Annotated in this window: 16 protein-coding genes and 1 pseudogene; 1 reads left to right on the plus strand and 16 read right to left on the minus strand. The window is 54.1% G+C overall.

Annotated elements, in window-relative coordinates; genetic code table 11:
- Positions 1 to 4: 4 nt before the first annotated feature.
- Complete coding sequence (locus LQ229_RS08690) at positions 5 to 646, minus strand: cell wall hydrolase (RefSeq protein ID WP_230191463.1); 642 nt, start codon at positions 644 to 646, stop codon at positions 5 to 7.
- Between the two features lie 42 nt (positions 647 to 688).
- Positions 689 to 1,900, minus strand: a complete 1,212-nt coding sequence (locus tag LQ229_RS08695) for an MFS transporter (RefSeq protein ID WP_230191464.1) — start codon at positions 1,898 to 1,900, stop codon at positions 689 to 691.
- Positions 1,901 to 2,131: 231 nt separating this feature from the next.
- On the opposite strand from LQ229_RS08695, the gene LQ229_RS08700 reads away from it, so the two are divergent.
- Positions 2,132 to 2,740, plus strand: a complete 609-nt coding sequence (locus tag LQ229_RS08700; protein WP_230191465.1) for a TVP38/TMEM64 family protein — start codon at positions 2,132 to 2,134, stop codon at positions 2,738 to 2,740.
- A 20-nt stretch (positions 2,741 to 2,760) separates the two neighbouring features.
- On the opposite strand, the gene LQ229_RS08705 is transcribed toward LQ229_RS08700, so the two are convergent.
- The 14 genes and pseudogenes from LQ229_RS08705 to LQ229_RS08765 form a co-directional block, all read right to left on the minus strand.
- Positions 2,761 to 3,015, minus strand: a complete 255-nt coding sequence (locus tag LQ229_RS08705) for an HPr family phosphocarrier protein (protein WP_230191466.1) — start codon at positions 3,013 to 3,015, stop codon at positions 2,761 to 2,763.
- Between the two features lie 19 nt (positions 3,016 to 3,034).
- Positions 3,035 to 4,918, minus strand: a complete 1,884-nt coding sequence (locus LQ229_RS08710) for a PTS sugar transporter subunit IIA (RefSeq protein WP_230191467.1) — start codon at positions 4,916 to 4,918, stop codon at positions 3,035 to 3,037.
- Positions 4,919 to 4,922: 4 nt separating this feature from the next.
- Positions 4,923 to 7,016, minus strand: a complete 2,094-nt coding sequence (locus LQ229_RS08715; RefSeq protein ID WP_230191468.1) for a BglG family transcription antiterminator — start codon at positions 7,014 to 7,016, stop codon at positions 4,923 to 4,925.
- An 86-nt stretch (positions 7,017 to 7,102) separates the two neighbouring features.
- A complete protein-coding gene (locus LQ229_RS08720; protein WP_230191469.1) occupies positions 7,103 to 8,119 on the minus strand; it encodes a zinc-dependent alcohol dehydrogenase family protein in 1,017 nt (338 codons plus the stop codon).
- 32 nt (positions 8,120 to 8,151) lie between these two features.
- Positions 8,152 to 8,967, minus strand: a complete 816-nt coding sequence (locus tag LQ229_RS08725) for a carbohydrate ABC transporter permease (RefSeq protein ID WP_230191470.1) — start codon at positions 8,965 to 8,967, stop codon at positions 8,152 to 8,154.
- Positions 8,964 to 9,860, minus strand: a complete 897-nt coding sequence (locus LQ229_RS08730) for a sugar ABC transporter permease (RefSeq protein WP_230191471.1) — start codon at positions 9,858 to 9,860, stop codon at positions 8,964 to 8,966. Before LQ229_RS08730 ends, LQ229_RS08725 begins: the two co-directional genes overlap by 4 nt.
- A 63-nt stretch (positions 9,861 to 9,923) precedes the next feature.
- Positions 9,924 to 11,336, minus strand: a complete 1,413-nt coding sequence (locus LQ229_RS08735) for a sugar ABC transporter substrate-binding protein (RefSeq protein WP_230191472.1) — start codon at positions 11,334 to 11,336, stop codon at positions 9,924 to 9,926.
- 838 nt (positions 11,337 to 12,174) lie between these two features.
- The gene (locus LQ229_RS08740; RefSeq protein WP_230191473.1) at positions 12,175 to 14,358 is read right to left on the minus strand and encodes a DEAD/DEAH box helicase; all 2,184 of its coding nucleotides are present in this window, start codon (positions 14,356 to 14,358) and stop codon (positions 12,175 to 12,177) included.
- Positions 14,355 to 15,704: an ATP-binding protein gene (locus LQ229_RS08745; RefSeq protein WP_230191490.1), complete on the minus strand. Its 1,350-nt coding sequence runs from the start codon at positions 15,702 to 15,704 to the stop codon at positions 14,355 to 14,357. The genes LQ229_RS08740 and LQ229_RS08745 overlap by 4 nt, the downstream gene beginning before the upstream one ends.
- A gap of 8 nt (positions 15,705 to 15,712) precedes the next feature.
- Positions 15,713 to 18,502 (minus strand): TerB N-terminal domain-containing protein, encoded by a 2,790-nt coding sequence (locus tag LQ229_RS08750; RefSeq protein ID WP_230191474.1) that lies wholly within the window; start codon positions 18,500 to 18,502, stop codon positions 15,713 to 15,715.
- Positions 18,503 to 18,763: 261 nt separating this feature from the next.
- Positions 18,764 to 19,117 carry a glycerate kinase gene (locus LQ229_RS27280; protein WP_356710128.1) on the minus strand — a complete coding sequence of 118 codons (354 nt, stop codon included), beginning with the start codon at positions 19,115 to 19,117 and terminating at the stop codon, positions 18,764 to 18,766.
- Positions 19,107 to 19,859, minus strand: a pseudogene (locus LQ229_RS08755) (glycerate kinase); the annotation flags it as partial. The gene LQ229_RS27280 and the pseudogene LQ229_RS08755, both read right to left, overlap by 11 nt.
- 103 nt (positions 19,860 to 19,962) lie before the next feature.
- The gene (locus tag LQ229_RS08760) at positions 19,963 to 21,135 is read right to left on the minus strand and encodes a cation:proton antiporter (protein ID WP_230191476.1); all 1,173 of its coding nucleotides are present in this window, start codon (positions 21,133 to 21,135) and stop codon (positions 19,963 to 19,965) included.
- A 145-nt stretch (positions 21,136 to 21,280) separates the two neighbouring features.
- Positions 21,281 to 22,654 carry an MATE family efflux transporter gene (locus LQ229_RS08765; RefSeq protein WP_230191477.1) on the minus strand — a complete coding sequence of 458 codons (1,374 nt, stop codon included), beginning with the start codon at positions 22,652 to 22,654 and terminating at the stop codon, positions 21,281 to 21,283.
- Positions 22,655 to 22,793: the final 139 nt, after the last annotated feature.

Consider the following 22,793-nt stretch of genomic DNA (forward strand, 5'->3'; position numbering starts at 1 on the left):
TTTGCTACCGCGACCAAATCCATTTGGATGTCGCTGTGACAGGATTGAAGTAATAAAGCGCCCCGCCTGTCGGATCCCATCCGCGCACAGCCTCCCATGCCGCGGCATAGGCCGTGCTGTCCGGCTCCAGCCAATATTGGCCGTCGTCGACCGCCGTAAATGCGAGCGGTTGGAAAATAACCCCAGCTACCGTATTCGGGAAATCCGGCGATTTCAGGCGATTCATCACGACGGCCGCCACCGCCACTTGTCCGGTGTAAGGCTCGCCGCGCGCCTCGCTGTACACGGTTCGCGCCAGCATCGTCAATTCGTCGGCGTTGACCGACACTCGTTTCAAGGCTTGCCATGTTTGCGAACCGACAATGCCGTCCACCCGCAAACCGTAATCTTGCTGGAACCGCTTGACGGCTTGCGTTGTATTGGAACCGAACACCCCGTCCAACGGTTGACGGTAGTAGTCCAGTATTTGCAGTCGAAATTGCAAGTCCCACACATCGCCGCTATAGCTTCCGTGCTGAATGGTGGGAGCCGCCGCTGCCGCCGGCACGATGGTCGACAAACAAATGATGGCCGCTAGGAAAGGCAATACAATTTTTTCATGCTTGTCCTCCTTTCCCTTGTCATTATATAGACGGAGGACAGGCATCTCAATGCAATCATATTGGAAATAAAACAGAAATATGCCATTTTATTTCCATATTTTCGAATCTATTCCCTGCTCCAGCGCAACCGCCGCCCTTTTTCGATAGGACATGATGACCGTGGACAAGAGAAGAAGATAAGCCGCAATATACGCTGCAACGAGCCAAAGGGCCGCCGCCGGCGCGGCGCGGTCCATCGTATAGCCGACAAGCGCGGGAAAGACCGCTCCGCCAATGCCCGCAAATCCCGTGACCAAACTGGTGACGACTCTCGCCTTTCCCGGAAACGTATGATTGGCGTATACCATCGTAATGGAATAAATGCCGGATAACGTCAAGCCGAGAGCCGGAATGAGCAGGAAACTCGCAATCGCGCTATGCGAAACGATAAACACGGTCCAAATCACCAAACTGCCCAGCATGCTGGCGAGCAAAAACCGGCTGTAATTGACCTTGCGGATAATCCAGCCGGTAGCAAGCCGGCCAAGTACCATGGCGGCCCAGAATACGCCGATGCTAAGCGCCGCGTAATTCTGCGCCGTTCCGACATAATCAATGAAAATGGAAGACAGAAAATTGTTTAAGCTGCCTTCGATGCCGCTATACATAAAGATCATGAGCAGAAACAAGGATAGCAGCAGCCCTTTGCCAACGCGCGACAAATGCTGCGGCGGAGCCGCCTCCGCCGCGTCCGCCGCCTCCGTAACGTCCGCCCCTTCCTGGGAATACACGATTTTCTTCCAGACGACGGCCAGCAGGAGCGCCAGCGTCCCGGTAATGAAAAAAGAATAAGACCATACGCCGTTTCCTATTAGAATGCTTGCAATGATCGGCATAAGCAATGCGCCCAGCCCGAAGGAAACTTCCAAATAGCTCATGACGACCGCGCGGCGCCCGACGAACACTTCCATCATGAGGGCGGCGACCGTCACCTCAACCGTCGCGGCGCCGAAGCTGTTGATAAAGTTCAACAACAACACCACACCGAAAGGCGGGAGCGCCGCAATGCCAAGCTGCGACACCGTAACGGTCAAACAGGCCAGCGCCAGCGCATTTTGGACGCTCAAGCGGCTCATGATCAAGGCGGAAAAGGGCACGCCAAGCAAAAAACCGACCGAGCTTAAAAAAACGAGCTGCCCTCCGTCCGTATACGACAGTTCATAATGTTTCAACAATTGCGGCATGACAGACCCGACCGTCGTCATGACAAGGCCTGCAAGAAAGTATAGCGCATAAGATGCAAAAGCGAACGGTTTCACGTCAAAATCCCCTCTTTCGCATCCATTGTACAATGAAACGGCATTTCTGGACATGAACAATTCAAGCAAACATGAACGATCTTGTTTCGCGCCGTTCCCGACGATAGTCCAGTTTTCAACCCGACGATAGTCCGAAGCGGATCCCCGGCGCCGGATGATGTGAATTGGACATCGATCCGCTATAATATAGTAGTGGATGTATTATGACGACAAGGAGCATTTGGAGCATTTATGGCAAACTGGTTTGAACAAGCGTACCGTTTTCTTACACATCTGAATATGGAACAAATCGAACTGCTTTTGGAGAAATATTCTGCGCTCGGTCCGATTCCCGGCATCGCGCTTCCGGCGGTGGAGGCGTTTCTGCCGTTTTTGCCGTTATTCATTATCGTTGCGGGCAATGCGTCGGCGTACGGCCTTTGGCTCGGATTTTTCTATTCCTGGATCGGATCGGCGCTCGGATCAAGTCTCGTCTTTTTGTTGGCGCGCCGGTTTGGCGGCCGTTTTAGCCGGTATTTGTCGAATAAATATCCGAAGGCTCAACGTTTTTTCTCGTGGATCGAACGAAGAGGGTTTACGCCTTTATTTGTATTGTATTGTCTTCCGTTTACGCCCTCGTTCTTCGTCAGCATCGCTTCCGGCGTCAGCACCGTCCCGAAGCGGATCTTCTTCTCCGCCGTCGTGCTGGGCAAGGCCGTCATGGTGTTCATGATGTCCTTTATCGGGCATGATTGGCAAGGATTCGTCTCCAATCCTTGGCGAATCGTCTTCGTCGCCGCAGGCCTGGTTCTGCTATGGTATGTCGGCAAGCGGGTGGAGAAGCGGTATCAAATTTCGTAACGCGAAAGAGTCGTTGGATTCTAGATATGGCTCAGTAATTGCAATATAGCCAGCAACGCCTCTCTCTCATCGGTACCGTTAACGGAAATCGTAATTCCTACTCCGTACGGCGCTCCTAATTTCAATAATGATAGCACGCTTTTGCCGTCGGCGAATTTCCCGTCGTATTCCACCCGAATATCCGATTGGAACTTGCTCGCTTCCATTGCGATTAAATTGGAAGGTCTTAAATGCAAACCTTGTTCGAAATGAATTCTGTATATGGTCTCCAGCATTGGTATGTTTCTCTCCTACTTATTCGCTTCGCAAAGCGTTGAATAATAAGACGAATTGTTCTTGCGTACGCATCGTCAGCAGCGCTTTTCGAATATCCGGCCGCTCTACGAGAAACGCCAATTTGGAGATAAGATCCAACTGTTCGTTCCCTTTCCCGCAAATGGCGAACATCAAGCGGACGCGTTCGTCTTCGCCAAACATCGTCTCTTCTGCAAAGCGTATCATGACCCATCCCGGCTGCGCAATGGACTTGCTGTCCGGGTCCAATCCATGCGGCACTGCGATGCCGCTTCCGATCCACGTCGAGTGCACCAACTCTCTGCTCTTCATCTCTTGAATATATTCCTTGTCCCTCGCCATTCCTAAATCGATCATTCGCCTCCCGGCCATTTCAATCGCTTCCCATTTATCTTTGACGCGCATGTCAAGCAGAAACTGTTCTTTCCGTAAGGGAAACCGGTCCGCTTGCTGAAGCTTCGGCCCCGTTTCCGCTTCTTTCGCCCGAGGAACGGGTCGGCTCGATTCGATCAGCTTCAAGATGTGTTGATATAGTTCCGAATCGATTAGAGAGGGCACGAATAAATAATTGGCTTCCGCGAGGGATTGTTTCATTCGCTTTTTTAATTGTTGATGGACAACAACCAGATCGGCATCCTTGGGAATCCGGTCGATGCCCGTATAGATCACTTGAATGTGTTCGATCTTCTTCCTTTTCAACGCTTTCTTTAATTTTGCAGCTCCCATCGCGCTTGACGCCATTCCTCCGTCGCAAGCGAACACGACCTTGGCAATCGTCCGTTCCCTATCTGCCTCATTGCCGCTTCGTTCATCCGTTTCTCCGTCTGCTTCGTCTAGCCGCAGCCGCTCCCGTCCCGGCTCGTCCTTCTTGCCGCTCTTTCCCAATACTCGCAACATAATGTACGAAACGGAGAAGGAAACGGCCGCAGCCGCGGCAATCCCGCACAGCACACCCGCATAACTGCTCTTGGGGGTCATGGCCATAATAACCAGCAAGCTTCCCGGAGAAGGCGTCGCCACGAGGCCGGTATCAAGCAAATAAAAGATGAGATTGCCCGTTAATCCCCCCATAATCAAAGGGAAGATTAACATAGGCTTCATTAAGACATAAGGAAAATAAACCTCATGGATGCCCCCAAGCAATTGAATCGTGATGGCCGTTTTTAACTCCCCGCGCTTCTTATCCCGGCTCCATAAATAAGTCGCTAATAACATCCCGAATCCGGGCCCGGGATTGGCTTCCAAAATAAAAAAAATCGAGGTATGCGCGCTTTTTAATTGATTCATGCCGAGCGGTTCCAAAATGCCGTGATTCATCACATTGTTGAAAAACAACACTTTGGCCGGTTCGATCGCGAACGCCAATATAGGCAGCATGCCGGACCGAATCAAGATCTGCGTGCCGTGAAGCGCGGCATGGATGAAAATCGTCATCATCGGGACCAGGCAAAGATAAGAGAACAAGCCGAGGATGACACCGATCGCCCCCGAAACCGCATTATGAAACAGCAGTTCGAATCCGACGGGGATGCGGTCCTCCATCCACGTATCCACCTTCTTAATGAACCAACCGACGAACGGTCCGATCAGCAGCGCAGGCAAAATAAGAGGATACTCCCGATCGCTTCCGATCACTGCCATGATCGTTACGAAGGCTGCGATCACTCCGCCTCTCGTATCGCCCAACATTCTCCCTCCGGTGTATGCGAACAAGATGGGCACCAAATAAGTCATCATCGGATTGACGGTATCGTACAGCTCCGTATTCGGAATCCAGCCGGCGGGACTGAACAGAATCCGGAGGAATCCCACTGCGATCAAGACGGCAATATTTTGATAGACGATCCCGCTAAGAAATCGGCCGCAGCGGTCCAGTATCTTCATTCGTTTATCCCCCAATTAATTGTTTCATCTTAACGGTGTACGCGTCGCTGAGCACACGATCGATGTAAGCCCGGATCTCCTCCCCCGATCCTCCGGCCAGAATGGCCAGATGCTCTTCTTCAATCAAGGATGCGCCGATCTCGCCGATCATCTCCATTTGTTCTTGTCCCGCCGTATCCGGCGCGAGCAAGATCAGCACGGTACGGACGTTCCCCTGCCTGCCGTCCTCTCCCCATGCTACCGGTCGTTTTAATCTGATTGCGGAGACATGCATGGCATGAATTCCTTTCGTTCGATAATGGAGCAAAGCAAGTCCGTAAGCTTCTGCCGTCCAAGTCCCCATCCGCTCCCGGTGAAGCAAATCCCGTTCGATAAGAGGAACATTCGCATGAGCGTCGGTCAGAAGCGCCGAGCGCGCGGCCTCGCGGACGACTTCCCCTTTCGACCGGCATTCCGATTCGACGAATTGGAAATTGCGAATCAATTCGGAAACAGCATCCCCATATCGATTTACTTGTTGAATCGTTATATCGATCGGCACCTCCTTCCCTTCCTGCAACGGCGGTTGACGAAGCGCGGACAGTCTCGTTCCAAGCTTAGCCCGATCCTCCGCGGTCAGAAACGGGCTTACCATGACGACAGGCTTTCGTTCAAATTCGAGCGTTACGGTAGAGACCAGCAGGTCGATCTCGTTCCAATTTCCGCTCCAATGAGATAAATGCGATAAAGGCACCGTATCCGCAACTTCGATATGCGAAAGCTCTTTGCGAATTTGTGCCGCCAACAGCTTGGAAGCGCCGAATCCGCTTGTGCAGACGACCAAAACTTTATAATTTCTCGGTTTCTCCATGTTGCGGCGCAGCACCGCGGCTCCGAAATGCATGGCCAAGTATCCCGTTTCTTCGTCGGGTACGGGGAAACCAATCCGTTTTTCCAAGTATGCCGCCGCTTTTTTGCAAGCCTCGTACACATGGGGATAATTGTTCTTCACCTGCTCCAATAACGGATTTCTGATCTGCATCGACATCGAAATGCGAAAGAAAACCGATTCCAAATGCTGCGCCAAATGAACGGCCAAGTCGTCGTCGTTGGATAGCGGTATGTTCAATTCGTCGCTTACGATATAAATCAGATCGTTCACATATTCGGATACGGGATGAACTTTAGAGTTACGAACCGTTTTGCGGGACCCGGCTCCGAGCAAGTGCATCGTAATATAACCGACTTCGCTTTCGGGCACGGCGATGCCCAGCGCTTCGGACAGACGGCCGGTCAGCGTTTCCGACCATTCGTACTCTTCGCAACGCTTCAGCTCGGATAAAACGCTTTCACTCATTTCGATCTTCTCGCCCGCCACAAGCCGCTGCAAGGCAAGCGCAATATGAACGACGAGGCCGACAAAAGCGCTGTCGGGCATATAAAAGCGGCGGTCTTGCTCCAATTCGCGGACTTTGCGTTCAATGGCATCGATATAATGTTCTTCAATAAAATTGAGCAAATGGCTTCGAACCGACGTTTCCAATTGCGCCTTGGGCGGAGCGGGAATTGCAAACGAATGGAAGGCTTCCACCAGTTGTTCCTTCGAGCATTGTTCATACAACAATTCCAATATCGCTTGCCGGAAATCTTTTTCGTCTCCCTGCAAAAAAACACCGAAACCGGGTTTGCGCACGATTCGAATCCTGCGCTTCGCAAACCATCCCTCTAATTTATCCAAGTCATAGCTGACGGTTGCCTCGGAAACGTTTAATTTTCTGCCTAAATAAAATAATTTCACCGGTTCATTCAAAGACAATAGCGTTTGTTTCAACTCATACTGCCGCTCTTCCGCCGTCAGAGGCCGCTCCGAATAGGCGGGACGGAGAGCATCGCTTGCCTGCTGCTTATCCTCTTCCGTTCCGGCAATGGATAAACCTACGCCCGGCTTGGATTCGAGCTCAAGACGAAACCGTCTCAGCAATTTGCGAATTCCCCCGATTTCTCTTTGGACCGTACGCGAACTGACCTGGAGGCGATCCGATATTTCCTTCAGCGTTAAAGGCTTGGCCGAGGCAAGCAGCCATTGGAAAATAAGTTTTTGCCGCGCGTTCGGTTGCATCCTCCCACCTTACCTCTCCCTTCGAATATGAGCATGAAAACAACAACCCTGAGCCTTGCGGCTCAGGAGGCATTTTATAGGAACTATTATAATTTAAGTTGGACTTTAAACCAATGCGGATCTTTGGGCTGTTCGAAAAAGTCTGCCGCTTCCTCCAGCGAAATCTGTCTCGATATTAACGAAGCCACTTCGACGCGTTTCTCCTTAAGCCAATGAAACGCAGGCAGAAACGTTTGATTGATCGCCATCGAACCGATCAACGTCCAATCTTTATTATACAATTGGAAAGGCGATAATCGAACGAACGAATCCGTTGCCGTAACGCCGAATTGCAAGTATTTGGACGCCGGTCCCATATAGTTGAACGCTTGTTCGATGACCGCCGGTATGCCGGTAGCGTCGACAACGACATCGAAACCGTATGGATACTCGCCGGCATGCAAAACTTGTTCGATATCCCGGCTTAGCACTCCTTTCGTCGCCCCGCGGGCAACGGCCGTCTCAAGCTTCTTCTCCGATACGTCGACAACGACCAATTCGGAAGCCCCGGCCTGCACAAGCGCTTGAACCAGTTGCTGTCCCATCGCTCCCGCGCCGAACAGGATGACCCGATCCCCCACTTGCAGCGAGAGCCGGTTCATTGCGTGAACGACACAGGCCATCGGCTCGATAAAGGCGCCTTCGGCGAAGGTCATGTCGTCAGGCAGTTTCACCGCATTACGCGCGGGAACGGCGACAAATTCGGCCATGCTGCCGTTGACGGTATTGCCGAGCGCCCCCCAATTGGCGCATTGATTCGTCCGCTTGGTCAAGCAAAAAGGGCATTCTCCGCAATACAGCGTAGGATCCGCGCTAACCCTCTCCCCAACCTGAAATCCGGAGACCCCTTCTCCGACTTCATACACCGTGCCCGCAAATTCATGCCCCGGAATGATCGGATACGGGGAAATGAATTCTCCTTCGAAAATATGAATATCCGTACCGCAAATGCCTACGTTTTCAACCTTAATCGTGATCTCCCCCGCTTTAGGCTTCGGGTAAGGAACCTCTTTCACTTTTGCTTGCTTAGGCGCTTCAAACACTAATGCCTTCATCGTTGTCATTGTATTTACTCCTCCCGGTTCGTTAAGTCACTTTATCCTTTTACCGCACCCATAGTCATTCCTCTAACCAATTGTTTTTGCGTAAACCATCCCAAAATCATCGGCGGCAATGCGGAAATCGTTGCAACGGCGGACATTTTCGCCCAGAACAGGCCTTCTTGGGTCATAAAAGTGGCCATGTAGACAGGCATAGTCGCCGCATTCGTATAAGTCAAACTGACGCCCAGCAAAAATTCGTTCCAGGCGAAAATCGCGCACAGCATTCCCGTCGAAACGACGCCGGGCCGGACGATAGGGATCGTAATTTTGAGAAACCCTTGAATTCCGGAGGCCCCGTCGACTTGCGACGCTTCAATGAGATCGTAAGGGATGTCCTTGAAGAAGGAACGCATCATCCATACGACGAGCGGAACGTTCATCGCCACGCACATCACAATCAAGGCCAATTGCGTATCCAGCAGATTGATGTTTTTAAAGACGAGATACACGGGAACAATGGCCCCGACTACCGGAAGCATCTTGGTGGAAATGAACCAAAATAAAATATCGTCGCCGCGCTTGATGCGGTACATCGCGAGCGCGTAGGCGGCCGGCACGCCCAGCAACAATGCCGCAGCCGTGGACACTGCCGATACAAGCAGCGAGTTTTGAAAGAAATGGGCCGCCCCGGAACTCCATACTAACTTGAAATTTTCGAGCGTCGGCGTGAAAATGAGCGCCGGAGGCATCACGGTCGCCTGCGATTCTTGCTTAAACCCGGTGATGAACATAAGCAGAACCGGGAAGAAATAAACGATTGCGATCAGATACGTTGCGAACGTCAATCCGACGGATGCCAGTCTCTTCATGTTAATTCCCCCCGAAACGTTCTCCGCAACAATTTAAACAGCAGCGTCATCAGCAAGACGGTGATAATCACGATCATGACGCCGACGGCGGACGCTTCGCCGACATCCCAGCCCTGAAACCCGCTGCGGTATACCAGGAACGACAAATTCGTGGACGCATACCCCGGTCCGCCGGAGGTCGTCACGTAGATGAGGCCGAATTCCTGAAGAATAAAGACGATCCCCAGCAATAAGGCAACTTCGATATAGCGCAGAAGATGCGGCAGCGTTACGTGGAAAAATTGGCCGACTCTTCCCGCCCCGTCCAGAAGCGAGGCCTCCAGCGCGTCTTCCGGGACGGATTGCAGTCCCGCCAGCAGTACCAGCAAAAAGAACGGCGTCCATTGCCATGCGATCATCGCCATAAGCGTCAACAACGGATAATGCGTCAGCCATTCGACAGGCTGCGCTCCGAGCAAGCCCGATACGTATGCCAGCACCCCGAAATTCGGATCCAACAGCATGTTTTTCCAAATGATTCCCGTAACCGTCGGCATAATAAAGAACGGCGTGATCAATAAAGTCCGCACCAGTCCCTTGCCGAAAAACGAACGATTCAACAATAAAGCAAGCAGCATCCCTAACGCCAAACAAATGAGTAACGCTCCCGTCGTCAACACAAACGTATTCAGAATGACCGTCCATATATTCGGCGAGCTTACAATTTGTTTGAAATTGGCGAACCCCGCAAATTTCCTTCCCAGGTCGGGCCGCATCAAATTCCATTTGTGCAAACTATAGAAAATAGTAATGAGAAATGGAATTTGAGTCGCGACGGCGACGAACAGGACGGCGGGCAAAAGGAGCCTTCTCGATGGTTGCACCGATCGCGCCGTCGTTTTGACATTTCCCATATTTTAACGTTACCACCTTATCCGTACAAATTAAGGGGGGAGCCTCCCCCCTTGCGGCCTTCGTTACTTTTTGTATCCGCCGTCCTGTGCCACTTGTTCCGCTTTTTGCTGGGCAAGCTTCAACGCTTCTTCCACCGTTTTCTGTCCCGACAGCGCCGCGGCGATCTCTTGGCTGACTTCGGTTCCCAGCTGCTGGAATTCCGGAATAGCGACAAACTGGATTCCTTTGTATGGAACAGGGTCGACGGTCGGTTGGTCATAATCAGCCGATTCCAGCGATTTCAATACGATCTCGGAGAAAGGGGCCGCCTCCTTGTATTTCGGATTGTCATAGGTCGAATGGCGCGTTCCGGGCGGTACCACTCCCCATCCTTCCGATTCGCCGACCTTTTCGATATATTGCTTGCTTGTCGCCCAAGCAACGAATTTCATCGCTTCTTCTTTATGCTTGCTTGCCGATTCGATGGCCAAACACCATGCGTACAGCCAGCCGGTATTATCCTTCTTCCGGCTTGGCGCCAGCGCGTAGCCGATCTTGCCGGCAACCTGCGACGATTTCTCATCGTTTAGAAATCCGGCGGCCACCGTCGCATCGTACCACATCGCGGCCTTGCCGGTAGACATGAGCGTCAAGGCTTCGGTGAACCCGGTGGAGAACGCTCCCGGCTGTCCCGCTTCCTTGATCAAATTCGTATAGAACTCGACGGCTTCCGTCGTTTCGGGACTATTCAACTGCGCATTCCATTCCATGTCGTACCAACGTCCGCCAAAGGCGTTAATGACCGTATTGAGCGGAGCCATCATTTCTCCCCATCCCGGCAAGCCGCGCAGCACGATTCCCGGAACGTTATTCGCCGCTTTGACCTGTTTGGCAATGTCCGCCACCTCGTCCCAGGTCGGGTTTTCCGGCATTGTTACTCCGGCTTTTTCGAGCATTTCGGTATTGTAGTACAACATGCTGCTCTCCGCATAGAAAGGCAGCGAATAGAGCTGGTCATTATGCGAAAGCGCTTTACGAATCATTTCGAAAACATCCTCGATGTCGTACTGTTCCCGTTGTTCGGCGCTCATCTTGTCCAAATACGGGGACAACGGCTCGATCCAGCCGTTTTGCGCCCAGATCGGAGTATCGTAGTTGCTGATGGTGACAATATCGAACATTCCTGCTCCCAGAGCGACGTCCTCCGTTACTTTTTTGCGCAAATCGTTTTCGGGGAGAACGACAAACTCCACTTTAATGCCCGTTTCCTGTTCAAATTCCTTCGTCATCTTCTGCATGACGACCATATCCGGATTATTCACGGTGGCAACCGTCAATTTCACATCCGTCGAACCCGCAGATCGTTCGTCTCCGGCCGGCGCTTCCGCCCCATTCTCCGGTTTGACGGGGCTACCTCCGCTTGTGGAGCAACCTCCCAGCACCAAAACGAACGCGATAAGGATAAGGCCTATACTCTGAAACCTGCTACGCTTCATTTGATTTCCCCCTACATTGTTTTCGCTTTCATACGTATTGATGCGGCCACATCAAACCGGAAGCAGTGTGACTTCCGTCACAGTTGATTATACGTACAGTTCGCCGCAAGGGAAATCGATAGATCTACAGTTTTGTCGACAGAAGTTGTGGACATTTCTTAAGAGCGGCTTCGGAATTGCGTTTCCCGTTCCGTTCTACGATTCCGTTTCATCCTAAACGTTCGACCCTCCGGGCACTTGGACCGGAAAATCGCAGCGGCTGACACCCCGTCAGGCGGGCTAACGAAACTAGAACACGCTAATAGCCGGTAAATGACCCTGTTGCTGATGTAACGAAACTGGAACACGCTAATGAGGGGAAAAAGGCGGTAAAACGGCCGATTTCCAATGAATAACGATATGTACTTTCGTTAATATGGGAACGTCTTCATTTTGAGCCCAATAAGGATTGACAGTTTCGTTAGCGCCTAGGTCCGCGCGGATCGCCTTCGAAACAAGGAGCGATCCCCTTCGATATGCGCAATAAAGCCAGTTACATCAACGGTGGCGAATGATGAAATTGACCTCAATTGCAGGTTTCTGAATGAAAGGTCCTTCATTGCCTGGTTATTCTTTCCGACTGGGGCGGGCGGTTTGAAAAGATGGCCACACTGCTTTGTCATCCTATCCCGTTTTAAAAATCAATGCAAAGCTATTGCTTATTCATCCCTGATTTCGCCTCGAGAACGAAAATTGGGAACGAAATTGCCTTATTAACGAATTGAGATTCGCAAATAAGATACTTTCGTTCCCAATGTAGGGGGGGATCGCAAGTTCCATTCGATTGCGTCGATTTACACTAGCCTTTCAATCCTTCCGCCAATCCCTCGACGTCCAAACCGTCCGTCTCGAACGCTTTGCGCACCAATTTCGGCGCGACGAATTCGTCGTATTTGCCCAAATATGGGGCTTCGTCTTCTTTCAACAGGGAGAGCGGTCCGTACGGATCGGCGCAGGCAGCGACGATTTCTTGCAGCAGCGTGCCGGCGTCCGTTCTGCCGGCTACGACCATGTAATAGGGCTCCATCGGAACGATGGAACGCAGCGCCAGCCGATCTGACAGATGGTGCTTGATGAGCCGTTCCAGCGTGCGGAATTGCTTGCTCCCGACCCAGGGCAACACGAATAGCGAATCGCCTCCCGCCGAAATGACGGCGCTCTCCAGCAGTCCGCTCTCGCGGGCGAGACGGCGCGCGCGTTCCAGCCGTTGTACCGCGCCCGGCGCCAAATATGGATATAGCGTCGATTCCGCCAATACCTCGCGCATTTTGCGCATGACGCGGCCGTGAATATCGCCGCCCGAGCCGAGCCAGAGCGTGTCGACCTTGCCTCTGGCCGGCTTGACGTACACCGCTTTATGCTTCGTATCGATCTCCTCGACCTTCCACAGCATCCCGGCGAGCGAGAAGCAATACCCCGGCGGCGGCACGGTCGTAATCGAGCCGATCTCCTCCGATTCGTTGTATACCGAATGCTCCTCATCATCCTGAAACACCGCGTAAAATCGAAAGTTGTTCACGATGCGCTCTCCCGCGAGCCCGATAATGAGCGTGCCTTCTTCCGTGCGCTGAATATGGTCCGTTTCCAGCAAATAATGCAAAAACGTCCTGTAATCGTCGGGATGGATCGTTTGGAACGGAGGCAGCGTCAATACCATTCTCGCAAGCTCGGCCGGAACGGCCTCGCCGATGCTCTTGAGCACGCTCATCGTCTGGTGATAGAGCAGCCCTACAGGCATCTTCCGCATGCCCAAAGGCTCGATCCACTTCTCTTGGACGTACAGCTCGATGACCGCGATCGCCCGCAGCAGCGTCCACGGCATGCGCGCGGGCAGCTGCGCCTCTTCGTCTTCCTCCTCCGGACAGACGAAGAGCATCTCCGACGGCGCGCCTCCGCGCCGGCCCGACCGGCCCAGCCGCTGCACAAAGCTGGAGCAGCTGTAAGGGGCGCCGAGTTGAACGACGCGTTCGAGCTGCCCAAGATCGATGCCTAGCTCAAGCGTCAGCGTAGCCGCAGCGACCGCCGGTCCGCCGCCTTCGCGCAGCGCCGCTTCCGCTTCCTCGCGCAGCATCGCCGAGATGCTGCCGTGATGCACGTAGAACACATCCGGCTCTTCGCGCTTTGCGGCGACGCGGCGCAGTTCGAGCGTCGTCAGTTCCGCGTCCGAACGGCTGTTGTTGAAGATGATCGCTTTCTTCGACCGCGTCTGATCGTAGATATAGTTATAATACGACCGGCGCGCATTCTCGAGCGCCATCGCCTGCTCCTCGTCCCGCGCATCGGGGAACGAGAAATGCTCGATCGAAAGCCGCAGCTTGCGTCCGCCCGGCGGAGCGACCACTTCCACCCCATAGGCGGTGCCTGCGCCGAGCCAGCCGGTCGCCGTATCGTAATCGCTTAAGGTGGCGGACAAGCCGATTCGGCGCGGCGAACAGCCCGCCATCCGCTCGATGCGCGCCAGCTGGCAGAGCAGCTGCGTCCCTCTGTCCGCGCCCATGAAGGCATGCACCTCGTCGATGACGACAAAACGCAAATCGCCGAACAAGGCGGGAATCGCATTCGGACGATTCATCAGCAGCCCTTCCAGCGATTCGGGCGTAATCTGCAAAACGCCGGAAGGCTTGCGCATAAGGCGCGCTTTCTCCGCTTGCGACACATCCCCATGCCAATGCCATACGGGGATATGCCCTTCCCGGAGCAAATCGTTCAGACGCTCGAATTGATCGTTGATGAGCGCCTTCAACGGGCTAACGTACAAAATGCCGACCGATCGGGACGGTTGCTCGTGCAGGCGGGTCAAGGCGGGAAACATGGCCGCCTCCGTCTTGCCCGAAGCGGTGCCCGAGGCGATCAGCAAATGACTGGACGTGTCGAAGAGAACGCGGCAAGCTTCAACCTGGGCTTCGCGCAGTTCTTCCCATCCTTTGCGGTAAATGAATTCCTGAATGAACGGCGCCAGCCTGTAGAACGGATTGGCGCTCATAAATCAAACTCCGCCAAAACGTCGTCCACCGCCGCCGACTCGTCCGACTTCGCGGCCGACGGATTCGAAGCGGCGGACGAGACGCTCGAGGACATCTTGCCGATTAAATCTTCAAAATCGCTCTCCGGATTGTGGTGAAGCGTATTAAGCAAGTCCATGAAATCGCGCACGACTTCGCGCGTCGTAAGCAGCTTGTCGGCCCCCAGCCTGCCGATTGCCGCCTCCATAAATCGTACGAGTTGGCCGTCCGCAAGCGTAGGGACATAGTCGTTATGCATGGCGTGAATGTCCCGCAATTTTTGCAGCAGCACCAAAATTTCCTCATGCGACAGCATTTCAAGCCGCAGCAGCGGTCCCGTAAAGTTTCTCATTCCGCCGCTGCCGAAACGTCCTTCGATCAGGCGGGAGCGCAGCGCATCGTAACTGAACAGCCCGCGCCGCTCATCCTCGACAAACTGCGGCGTTCCGCCCATCCAGATGCCGAGATGCGACGCCTTGCCCTGCATCGTATCGTTAAACATGGTGAGCAGCTTCTCATAGTTGCTCTGGCGCGAGACGCTGTTGGAAATTTTGTACAGGTTAACCCCTTCGTCGATAAACAACAGCAAGCCTTTGTACCCGATTTTGGCGGCGAATTCCGCCCACAGCTTCATGTAATCGTACCAATTGTCGTCATCGATCATAACGCCGACGTCCAGCGCCTTGCGAGCCTCCGTCTTCGTTGCGAATTCGCCGCGCAGCCAGCGCATCGCCGCCTGTTTCCGCTCGTCGTCCGCCATTTTATACCCGTTCCAATAGGCGGCAAGCACTTTGGCAAAGTCAAATCCATGCACCATGCTTACCATTTCGTTCGTCACTTCGAAGATGCGCCGCTCCACCTCCGGCTGAAGGGCCGGATCGTCCGGACGCAAATTCGAGTCCTTCATGGCGTTTTGCTGCAAAAGCGAGAACCATCTCTGCAGCATTACTTCCAGAGCGCCGCCGTCCGGACGGGTTCGCGTCGACAGGTTCGACATCAGTTCGCGGTACGTCGCAAGTCCTTGTCCCTTCGTACCGACCAGTCTCCGCTCCGGAGAAAGATCGCAATCGGCGACGGCGAACCCGCGATCCATCGCATAATTGCGGATCACCTGGAGGAGGAAGCTTTTGCCGCTGCCGTACCTTCCCGTAATCAGCTTAAATGCCGCTCCGCCTTCCGCGATATTGTCCATCTCGCGAAGAATCGACTCGATTTCGTCTTTGCGGCCGACCGCAATATGCTCCAATCCGATGCGGGGGACGACGCCCGCCGTCAGCGAATGAACGAGCGCGGTCGTCATTCGTTTCGGAATTTTCACCTGATTCATCATCTATATCACCTCGTCAAATTCGCCAGCATCGGCAAATATTCTTCCACAATCATACCGCCGTCGATAAGCAGATCGCCGATCGTTTCCATCGCCGCCGCATTGATCTCGTCCAGCAGCAGTTCCGCCATTGTGCCCTCCCGCTCGGCCGCAGCCGCGACTTCCCGTTCGCCGAGCCCGCTCTTTAATGCATACAGCGCTTCGCGTTGGGCGGGGGTCAGCATGGCGGAAAGTTCCTTCCATTCCTCGCCAAGCTCCGACGTATCCCATACGACGCCGCCCGCATGTTCCGCTTCGGCTTCGGCTAACGGACCGGAATCGTCCGAAGCCTCCGAAACGGCGGAGACAACCTTAACCGTTGCCGGGGATGCCGTCCGCAGACGTTCCCCTTCGGCCTGCTCCTTCTCTTTCCCGGCAGCTTGCTCCGTACCCCTTGTCTCTTCTTCCGTTTCAACGGTAAGAAGCTGCCGAACGGTCTCGGAGTCTTGCTGCAGCTGCGCCAGTTTCGCCGCATCGATCTGCACGGCCGCTGCCGCGCTCTCCGGTTCGGCGCCTCGATTCAGCTCCCGTTCGAGATAGCGGGATACGAGCAATTCGATTTCCGGCTCGATGGCAATGCCGCGCAGCCGCCCTTTGAAGCCGAGCAGTTCGCGCAGTTTGTTCTCGGTCAACCGGATCAGTTGTGACGTAAAATCGCGCAGCGGCTCGTGATCGCTAATCGGCGGAGCCGCAATCGGAAACGTGCGGCCGAACAAGGAAACGTCGTACACGGCGCTGTGAAAGAGGGTTCTTGCCACAATCCGCTGCGGTCCGGGATGAAACAATTCGATCATGCGCATCCCGTGCCGTTTCCGCAAATAACTGTCCACGAGCGCAAAAACTTTCGGCACATACGTCTCGATCAGCGTTCTTCCCGTTTCGATATAAAATTTGCTGCGCCGCACATCGTAATCCGATAGCTGCAGCGCCAGCTCGAACGGCAAGTCAAGCGGTTCCGCGGCGAATCTGCCCTGCAATTCGAGGTCGAGCAGTTCGCCCGCGAGCCCGCGCGGCGTCAGCCGCAATATATCGTAAATCGGCACATCCAACCGATGCGCCAATATAAAATCGGCCAGCCAGACGGCCACGTACACGTCCAGCTTCAGGTAACGCCGGCGGTACGCTTCCCATACATTCCGCAGCGCTTTGCAACCTTGCATCGGATCCTCCCAGCCGATGCCGTTGATCAGCTCATAAACATAAAGAAAAATATAGGAGAGATCCGTTTCGGGGTAACGCTGCCGGCGCACTTCCCCCCGCCAATACAAGTACCATTTCTTCTGCGCGTTGGTCATGGCCCCATATGTCGGCCAATAGCTCATGAACGGCACGAACGGAACTTCCGGCCCTACGGCATGTACCAGTTCCTTCGCCTGCCGCACGAATGATTGCCCGCCATTGGAGTAATTCGCATATCCCGCCGGCTCAGGCGCCGTCCGCGCCGCGCTCGATCCGCCGGCGGCGGGACGCGGCGGGATCCGTACGCCGCTTGCCGTTCCGAACCCCGTATCGAATTCGGCAAATTTGGTTTCTTTGGGATAAGCCGAAGAAGAGGCGCCGGAATTCCATTCCGTTGCGCGATAGGGCGGCGGCAATTTCTTAACCGGCTTGTCCGGGTCGTAAATTGCATACCGCCTCGCAGGCGGTTCGTGCAGTTTCAACAGCCGCATATGGGTTGCCTTTACCGCCGGCTTGTCGATGTATCCCGCCTTCGAATATACCGCCAGGCGCAGCCTTGCCTTAATTCCGTTCAAGTTGCGATACGCTTGGGTTGACGTCGACTTCGTCAAATCGTCGGGTTCCAGCATGACCAAAATATCAACGCCCGCCGAACGCAACTCCGGCCGCAATGCAAGCTCGTGCGGCGTGGCGGCGGCGACGCCCTGCAGCTTGCCCGCGGCATTGCGGCCAAGAAAGGCGTCATCCAGTTCGAACGTTAATTGTTCTTCCATTCCCGTTGCCTTGGTCTCGCCCGCTTGGCCCTTCTCGATCAGCCGCTGCAGCGCGTATTTCTTGCCGACGACGAGAATGCGGCATTCGGGGCAATCGCGGAGCGTCGATTCCAGAAAATCGAGCAACTCGGCCGCATGCCTGTCGAGTCCGCCCTTTACTCCGCCGCATATCCCCCACGCGGCCAGAAACCGCAAATGATCCGCCACCGGCTTCTCCCCTCCGTACGGCCAATCCAAATCCGGAAACAACACCCGTTTCCAAGGGCCTTGCAACCTGTCGCCGCCGCGCCGAAGCGTCTCGAACGGGGTTAGTTGGTAAGGCTTGTCGAGCGGAGCTCCATTCGTCGTCCGGCCCATCGGGCCGATGCCGATCCGTTTCAACAGCTTGACGGGCAGCCATCCGTCGCCCGCTCTAACATAGCTCGCATCCGGCTTGATCCCGCGCGACAGATCGGCCGCGCGAAAGCGATTGTCCCCGATCAGGACCATAGGGACCGCCAGGGACTGCCCGACGCCGCCCGTCGCTTCCGCGTAACCGATCAGCACCAGTTCCGCTTCCTCGAATATCGGGTGCTTGCGCAGCAAATCCCCCGTATTTCCGAAGACAAACGGTTTCCAATCCCCTTGCGCTTTCGCCGCGAAGGTAGGGATTTCCTCGCCGTTCAGCGCAAAGGTTTTCGTTTGCGGCGCTTCATCCGTACGCTCCCATGCAATATGTACTTCGTCATTCCAAACGTTTCGGACGACGATGCGTTCTCCGCTTGCTTGCGGCTCATGATGGTTCAACCATTGCAAATGTTGTGACATAACGGCCCCGCTATCCTCCCGGGTTGGATTTTCCTATCATCAAACAGCCGAAAAGGCTGTAGTATATATGAAAATAAAAACCGCAGATGCGGTTGCATCTACGGTTTCGCAATAGATCGCCCTAAGGGCGGCCGGCCAAGAAAGCGGAGGCCAGACCTCCCGCGCCTTCCAAAGAGCCGTTTCAACCGCACTTCTAGTATACTATATCTTATGCATAAATGCGAACGTACTTTCTTGTTGAAGGAAGCGGCGATCGAGAAATCATTTCATGTCCGGATGAAGCGAACGCAACGTTATTTCTACGCTATTCGCCAAATTAAGCTTGCCTGCCCGAAGGGCCTCTTCGAACGTGCAAGAAGAAGGCGTGATATTATGGACGGACAGACGGCCCCATTCCTGCATCCGCTCGTAGCCCGGACGAACGGAGCCCGCGAATGCCAGCACCGGAACGCCCGCATTGCCCGCTCTTCTCACGATGCCGGCGATCGCTTTGCCTTCGGCCGTTTGATCGTCGATTCTGCCTTCCCCCGTCAACACGAAATCCGCATCGGCCTTTTCTCTCGTCAAATGACAGCGTATCCAGCACAAGGTCGATGCCAGACACGAATTCGCCACCTAGCAGCAGAAGCGCAGCTCCGATGCCGCCGCCCGCCCCCGCGCCGGGAACGTCATCCAAGGCAATTCCCGTTTCCTTGCGCATCACTTCCGCATAATGCCGCATATTCGACTCCAGCAGTTCGATCGTTTCGCCATCCGCCCCTTTTTGCGGGCCAAAGACGCGGCTAGCGCCGCGCTCGCCAAGCAAGGGATTGCTCACATCGCAAGCCACTCGAATGACAGCCGATTGCAATCTGGAGTCCAGCGCGGACAAATCTGCCCGATGCAGCGCATGCAAAGCTCCGCTTCCGAAGCCGATCGGATTCCCCCGCTCATCCGTAAGCGCGGCGCCGAGCGCCTGCAGGATGCCCGCCCCGCCGTCGTTCGTCGCGCTGCCACCGATCGTCACGACAAGCCGTTTCACGCCATGCGCCAACGCCGCGCGAATCAATTCGCCCGTTCCGTATGTCGTAGCGATCAGCGGATCGCGCTTCCCCGGGAGAACCCGCTGCAGCCCGCTCGCTTGCGCCATCTCGACGACGGCCGTCTCCCCGTCGCCAAGAATGCCGTACGACGCCCGAACGGGTTCCCCCATCGGACCGGTTACGGTCGCTTCGCGGCGAAATCCTCCTGCGGCGCTTAGCAGCGTCTCGAGCGTGCCTTCGCCGCCGTCGCCGACCGGGATCGTTTGGACGTCCGCTTCCGGAAACACCCGCAGCACGGCGGACTCCATTGCTTGCCCCGCCTCCGCGGCGGTCATGCTCTCTTTAAAGGAATCAGGCGCAATGATAATTTTCAATACTCCCACCCCGAGCTTATTTCGTTCATGTCACTCTCATGATACAAGGAATTTTTCGGAAAAATTACATATTGACCGATTTCCCGCTTGCCTTGGCCTCTTCGCTGCGGTTGAACAACACCTTTAATAACGGCGGCGTGACTAGCGTTGTCACGATAACCATAATAACGACGGAAGTGAAATATTCCTGATGCAGCAAACCGGAGGTCAACCCCGTAGCCGCAATAATGAGCGCGACTTCTCCTCTCGACACCATGCCGGAACCGATCGCGAGCGCGGATTTGTTGTCGAAGCCCGTCATGCGCGCGCCGAGCCAGCATCCCGCAAGCTTTGTGACGATTGCAACCAGAGTTATTACAATGAGAAAGCCGATTTGGTTTCCGATTCCTTCAAACGAAACATTCAATCCGATGCTGACAAAGAAGACAGGCACGAAAATGGAATACGCGATCGGTTCCACTTTCTGCTCCACATCATGTTTATACGGCGTCTGCGAAATCGCGATTCCCGCCGCGAAAGCGCCGATAATCCCGGCCATTTGCATCCATTCGGCGAAATAAGCGAAGCCGAAGCAAATGATGAGCGCAGCGCTGATGACCGCCTCCGTTACTTTGAGCGGCGCCAGCCATTTCATCACCCTAGGAACGATTAGCCAGCCCGCAACGAGAATGCCGATAAAGAACAGCAATTTTTTCCCGATTAATAATCCTATGGAAACGTCGGACCCTTGACCGACAATACTCATGATGAAAGCGAGCAAAATAACGACGAGCACGTCGTCGATGACCGCCGCTCCCAATATGGTCGTGCCTTCCCGCGAATTCAGCTTGTTCAATTCTTTCAGCACCTGTACCGAGATGCTGACGGATGTCGCGCAGAACAGCACGCCGAAGAATAAGGCGTAATTATGCGTGAACCCGAACGCGATCGCCGCGGAATATCCGCCTATTAAAGGCAAAATAATGCCGCCGACCGCAACGGCGAAAGCCGACTTCCAATTTTTGCGAAGCTGATCCAGATCGGTTTCCAAACCGGCGATAAACATAAGCAGCAATACGCCGATCTCGGCAATTTCGCTAATAAATTCACCGTTATGAATCCAGCCCAGGACGGCCGGACCGAGCACGATCCCGACCAACAGCTTGCCCAGAACGGCCGGCTGGCCCAGCCTGACGGACAAATCGCCCGCCACCTTCGTGCATAGCAAAATCAATACAAGATACAAAATGAATTCCATAAGTTGCTCCCCCTCCGCATTCTTTCTAAATATTTACATTTGTGAAAAAGACAAAAAGGAGCCCTTGTTGCCAGGCTCCTCCAAATGTAACTATTATTTTGTTATAGACTTATATTATATAAAATGTTGATCTCGATGTAAAGGCTCATCGAACCAAGCTCGTAATCTTCTTCTTCTTCCACGACAACCGATAATATGCGTACTGCAATACGAGACTGACGAGGAAGGCGGCCGGATACCCGATCCATATGCCGTCAATGCCTAAGTCGGTGTGGAAGGATAAGAAGTAGGCCACAGGCACTTCCACCAGCCAAATCGAGACGATGCCGAATACGGTCGGCCATAACACGGTGCCGCTGGCACGCATAATCGCGGCAATAAGTTGCGCATGCCCGAAAATCAAATAACTCCATAGCGTAATCATCAGCAAGCGATGTGCGATCTCGACCGTATATTCGCTAGTCAAGAATAAGGAAAGGATGTTTTGAGCAAAAAGATAGACGAACAAGATGAGCACGCCGCCGAAAATATAGTTCAGCAGGATACCTGCCCGTATCACTTGCTTCAACCGATCCAATTGGTTCCCGCCGATGGACTGCGCGGCGAAAATCGAGACCGTGATGCCAAGGCTGATCGCCGGCATTTGGACGTAGCTCGCCACTTGATTGACGGCCCCGTACGCCGCCGTCGCGTCGGACCCGTAACGATTGACGAAGGCGATGACGGCAATCTCCGACAACGACACCAGAATCATGCTGATGCTGGACGGGATGCCGATGCGCAGCAACAGCTTCATCAATCCCCAGTCCAAACGGAGCTTGCTTCGCACGGAAGCGTCGAATTGCAGCATATGCTTCTTGTAGCGCAAATAGATCAGCATGACGACGAACGTCAGTACCGTCGAGATGACGGAAGCGTACGCAGCCCCATAGATGCCAAGCTTCGGCAATCCGAGCCATCCGAATATGAGAAGCGGCAGCAACGCCACGTTCAATACCGTACTGACGATAAGGAAGTAAAACGGCGTCTTGGAATCGCCAGTACCGCGCATACAGGTGGTATACACAAAATATAAGAACATCACCGGCAACGACCAAAACATAATTCGCGCGTAATGGACGCTAACCTGGATAATATTGTCCGGCGTCCCGACAAGCCGCAATATATCCCAAGTGAAAATGCCGCCGACGATCGCCAGCGCCAAGCCAAGAATGAACGTGAACGTGAGCGTCGTGCCGAGGATGGCCTTTAAACGCTCCTCGTTGCGCGCGCCGTAGGCTTGGCCGATTAAGATGGAACTGCCCGACCCTACGCCGATCGCGAAGGAGACGAGCAGGAAAAACAACGGGAAGAACGCCGAGATGGCCGCTAGCGCATCGACGCCCAGGTAACGGCCGACGACGATGCTGCCGACCAATTGGCCGATCGATTGCAGGACGTTGCTGAGAAGCAGCGGGATGAGGAACATAATCATAGACTTCCATAAAAGCCGGCTGCTCTCTTTACTTTGCGCATTCATATTTTCTTTGTCTAAAGCATGAGATGACTCCAACGGTAAATCCCCTTTCTTCGTTTGCTTGCATTAGACGGCAGCGGTATAGTATCCGGTTGTTGCGTTCATAATTCTCACCTCATTTGTTCAACCAAAATCCAATGAA

This window comes from Paenibacillus sp. CECT 9249 (genome assembly GCF_918697855.1).
In the GTDB taxonomy this organism is placed as follows: Bacteria; Bacillota; Bacilli; order Paenibacillales; family Paenibacillaceae; genus MSJ-34.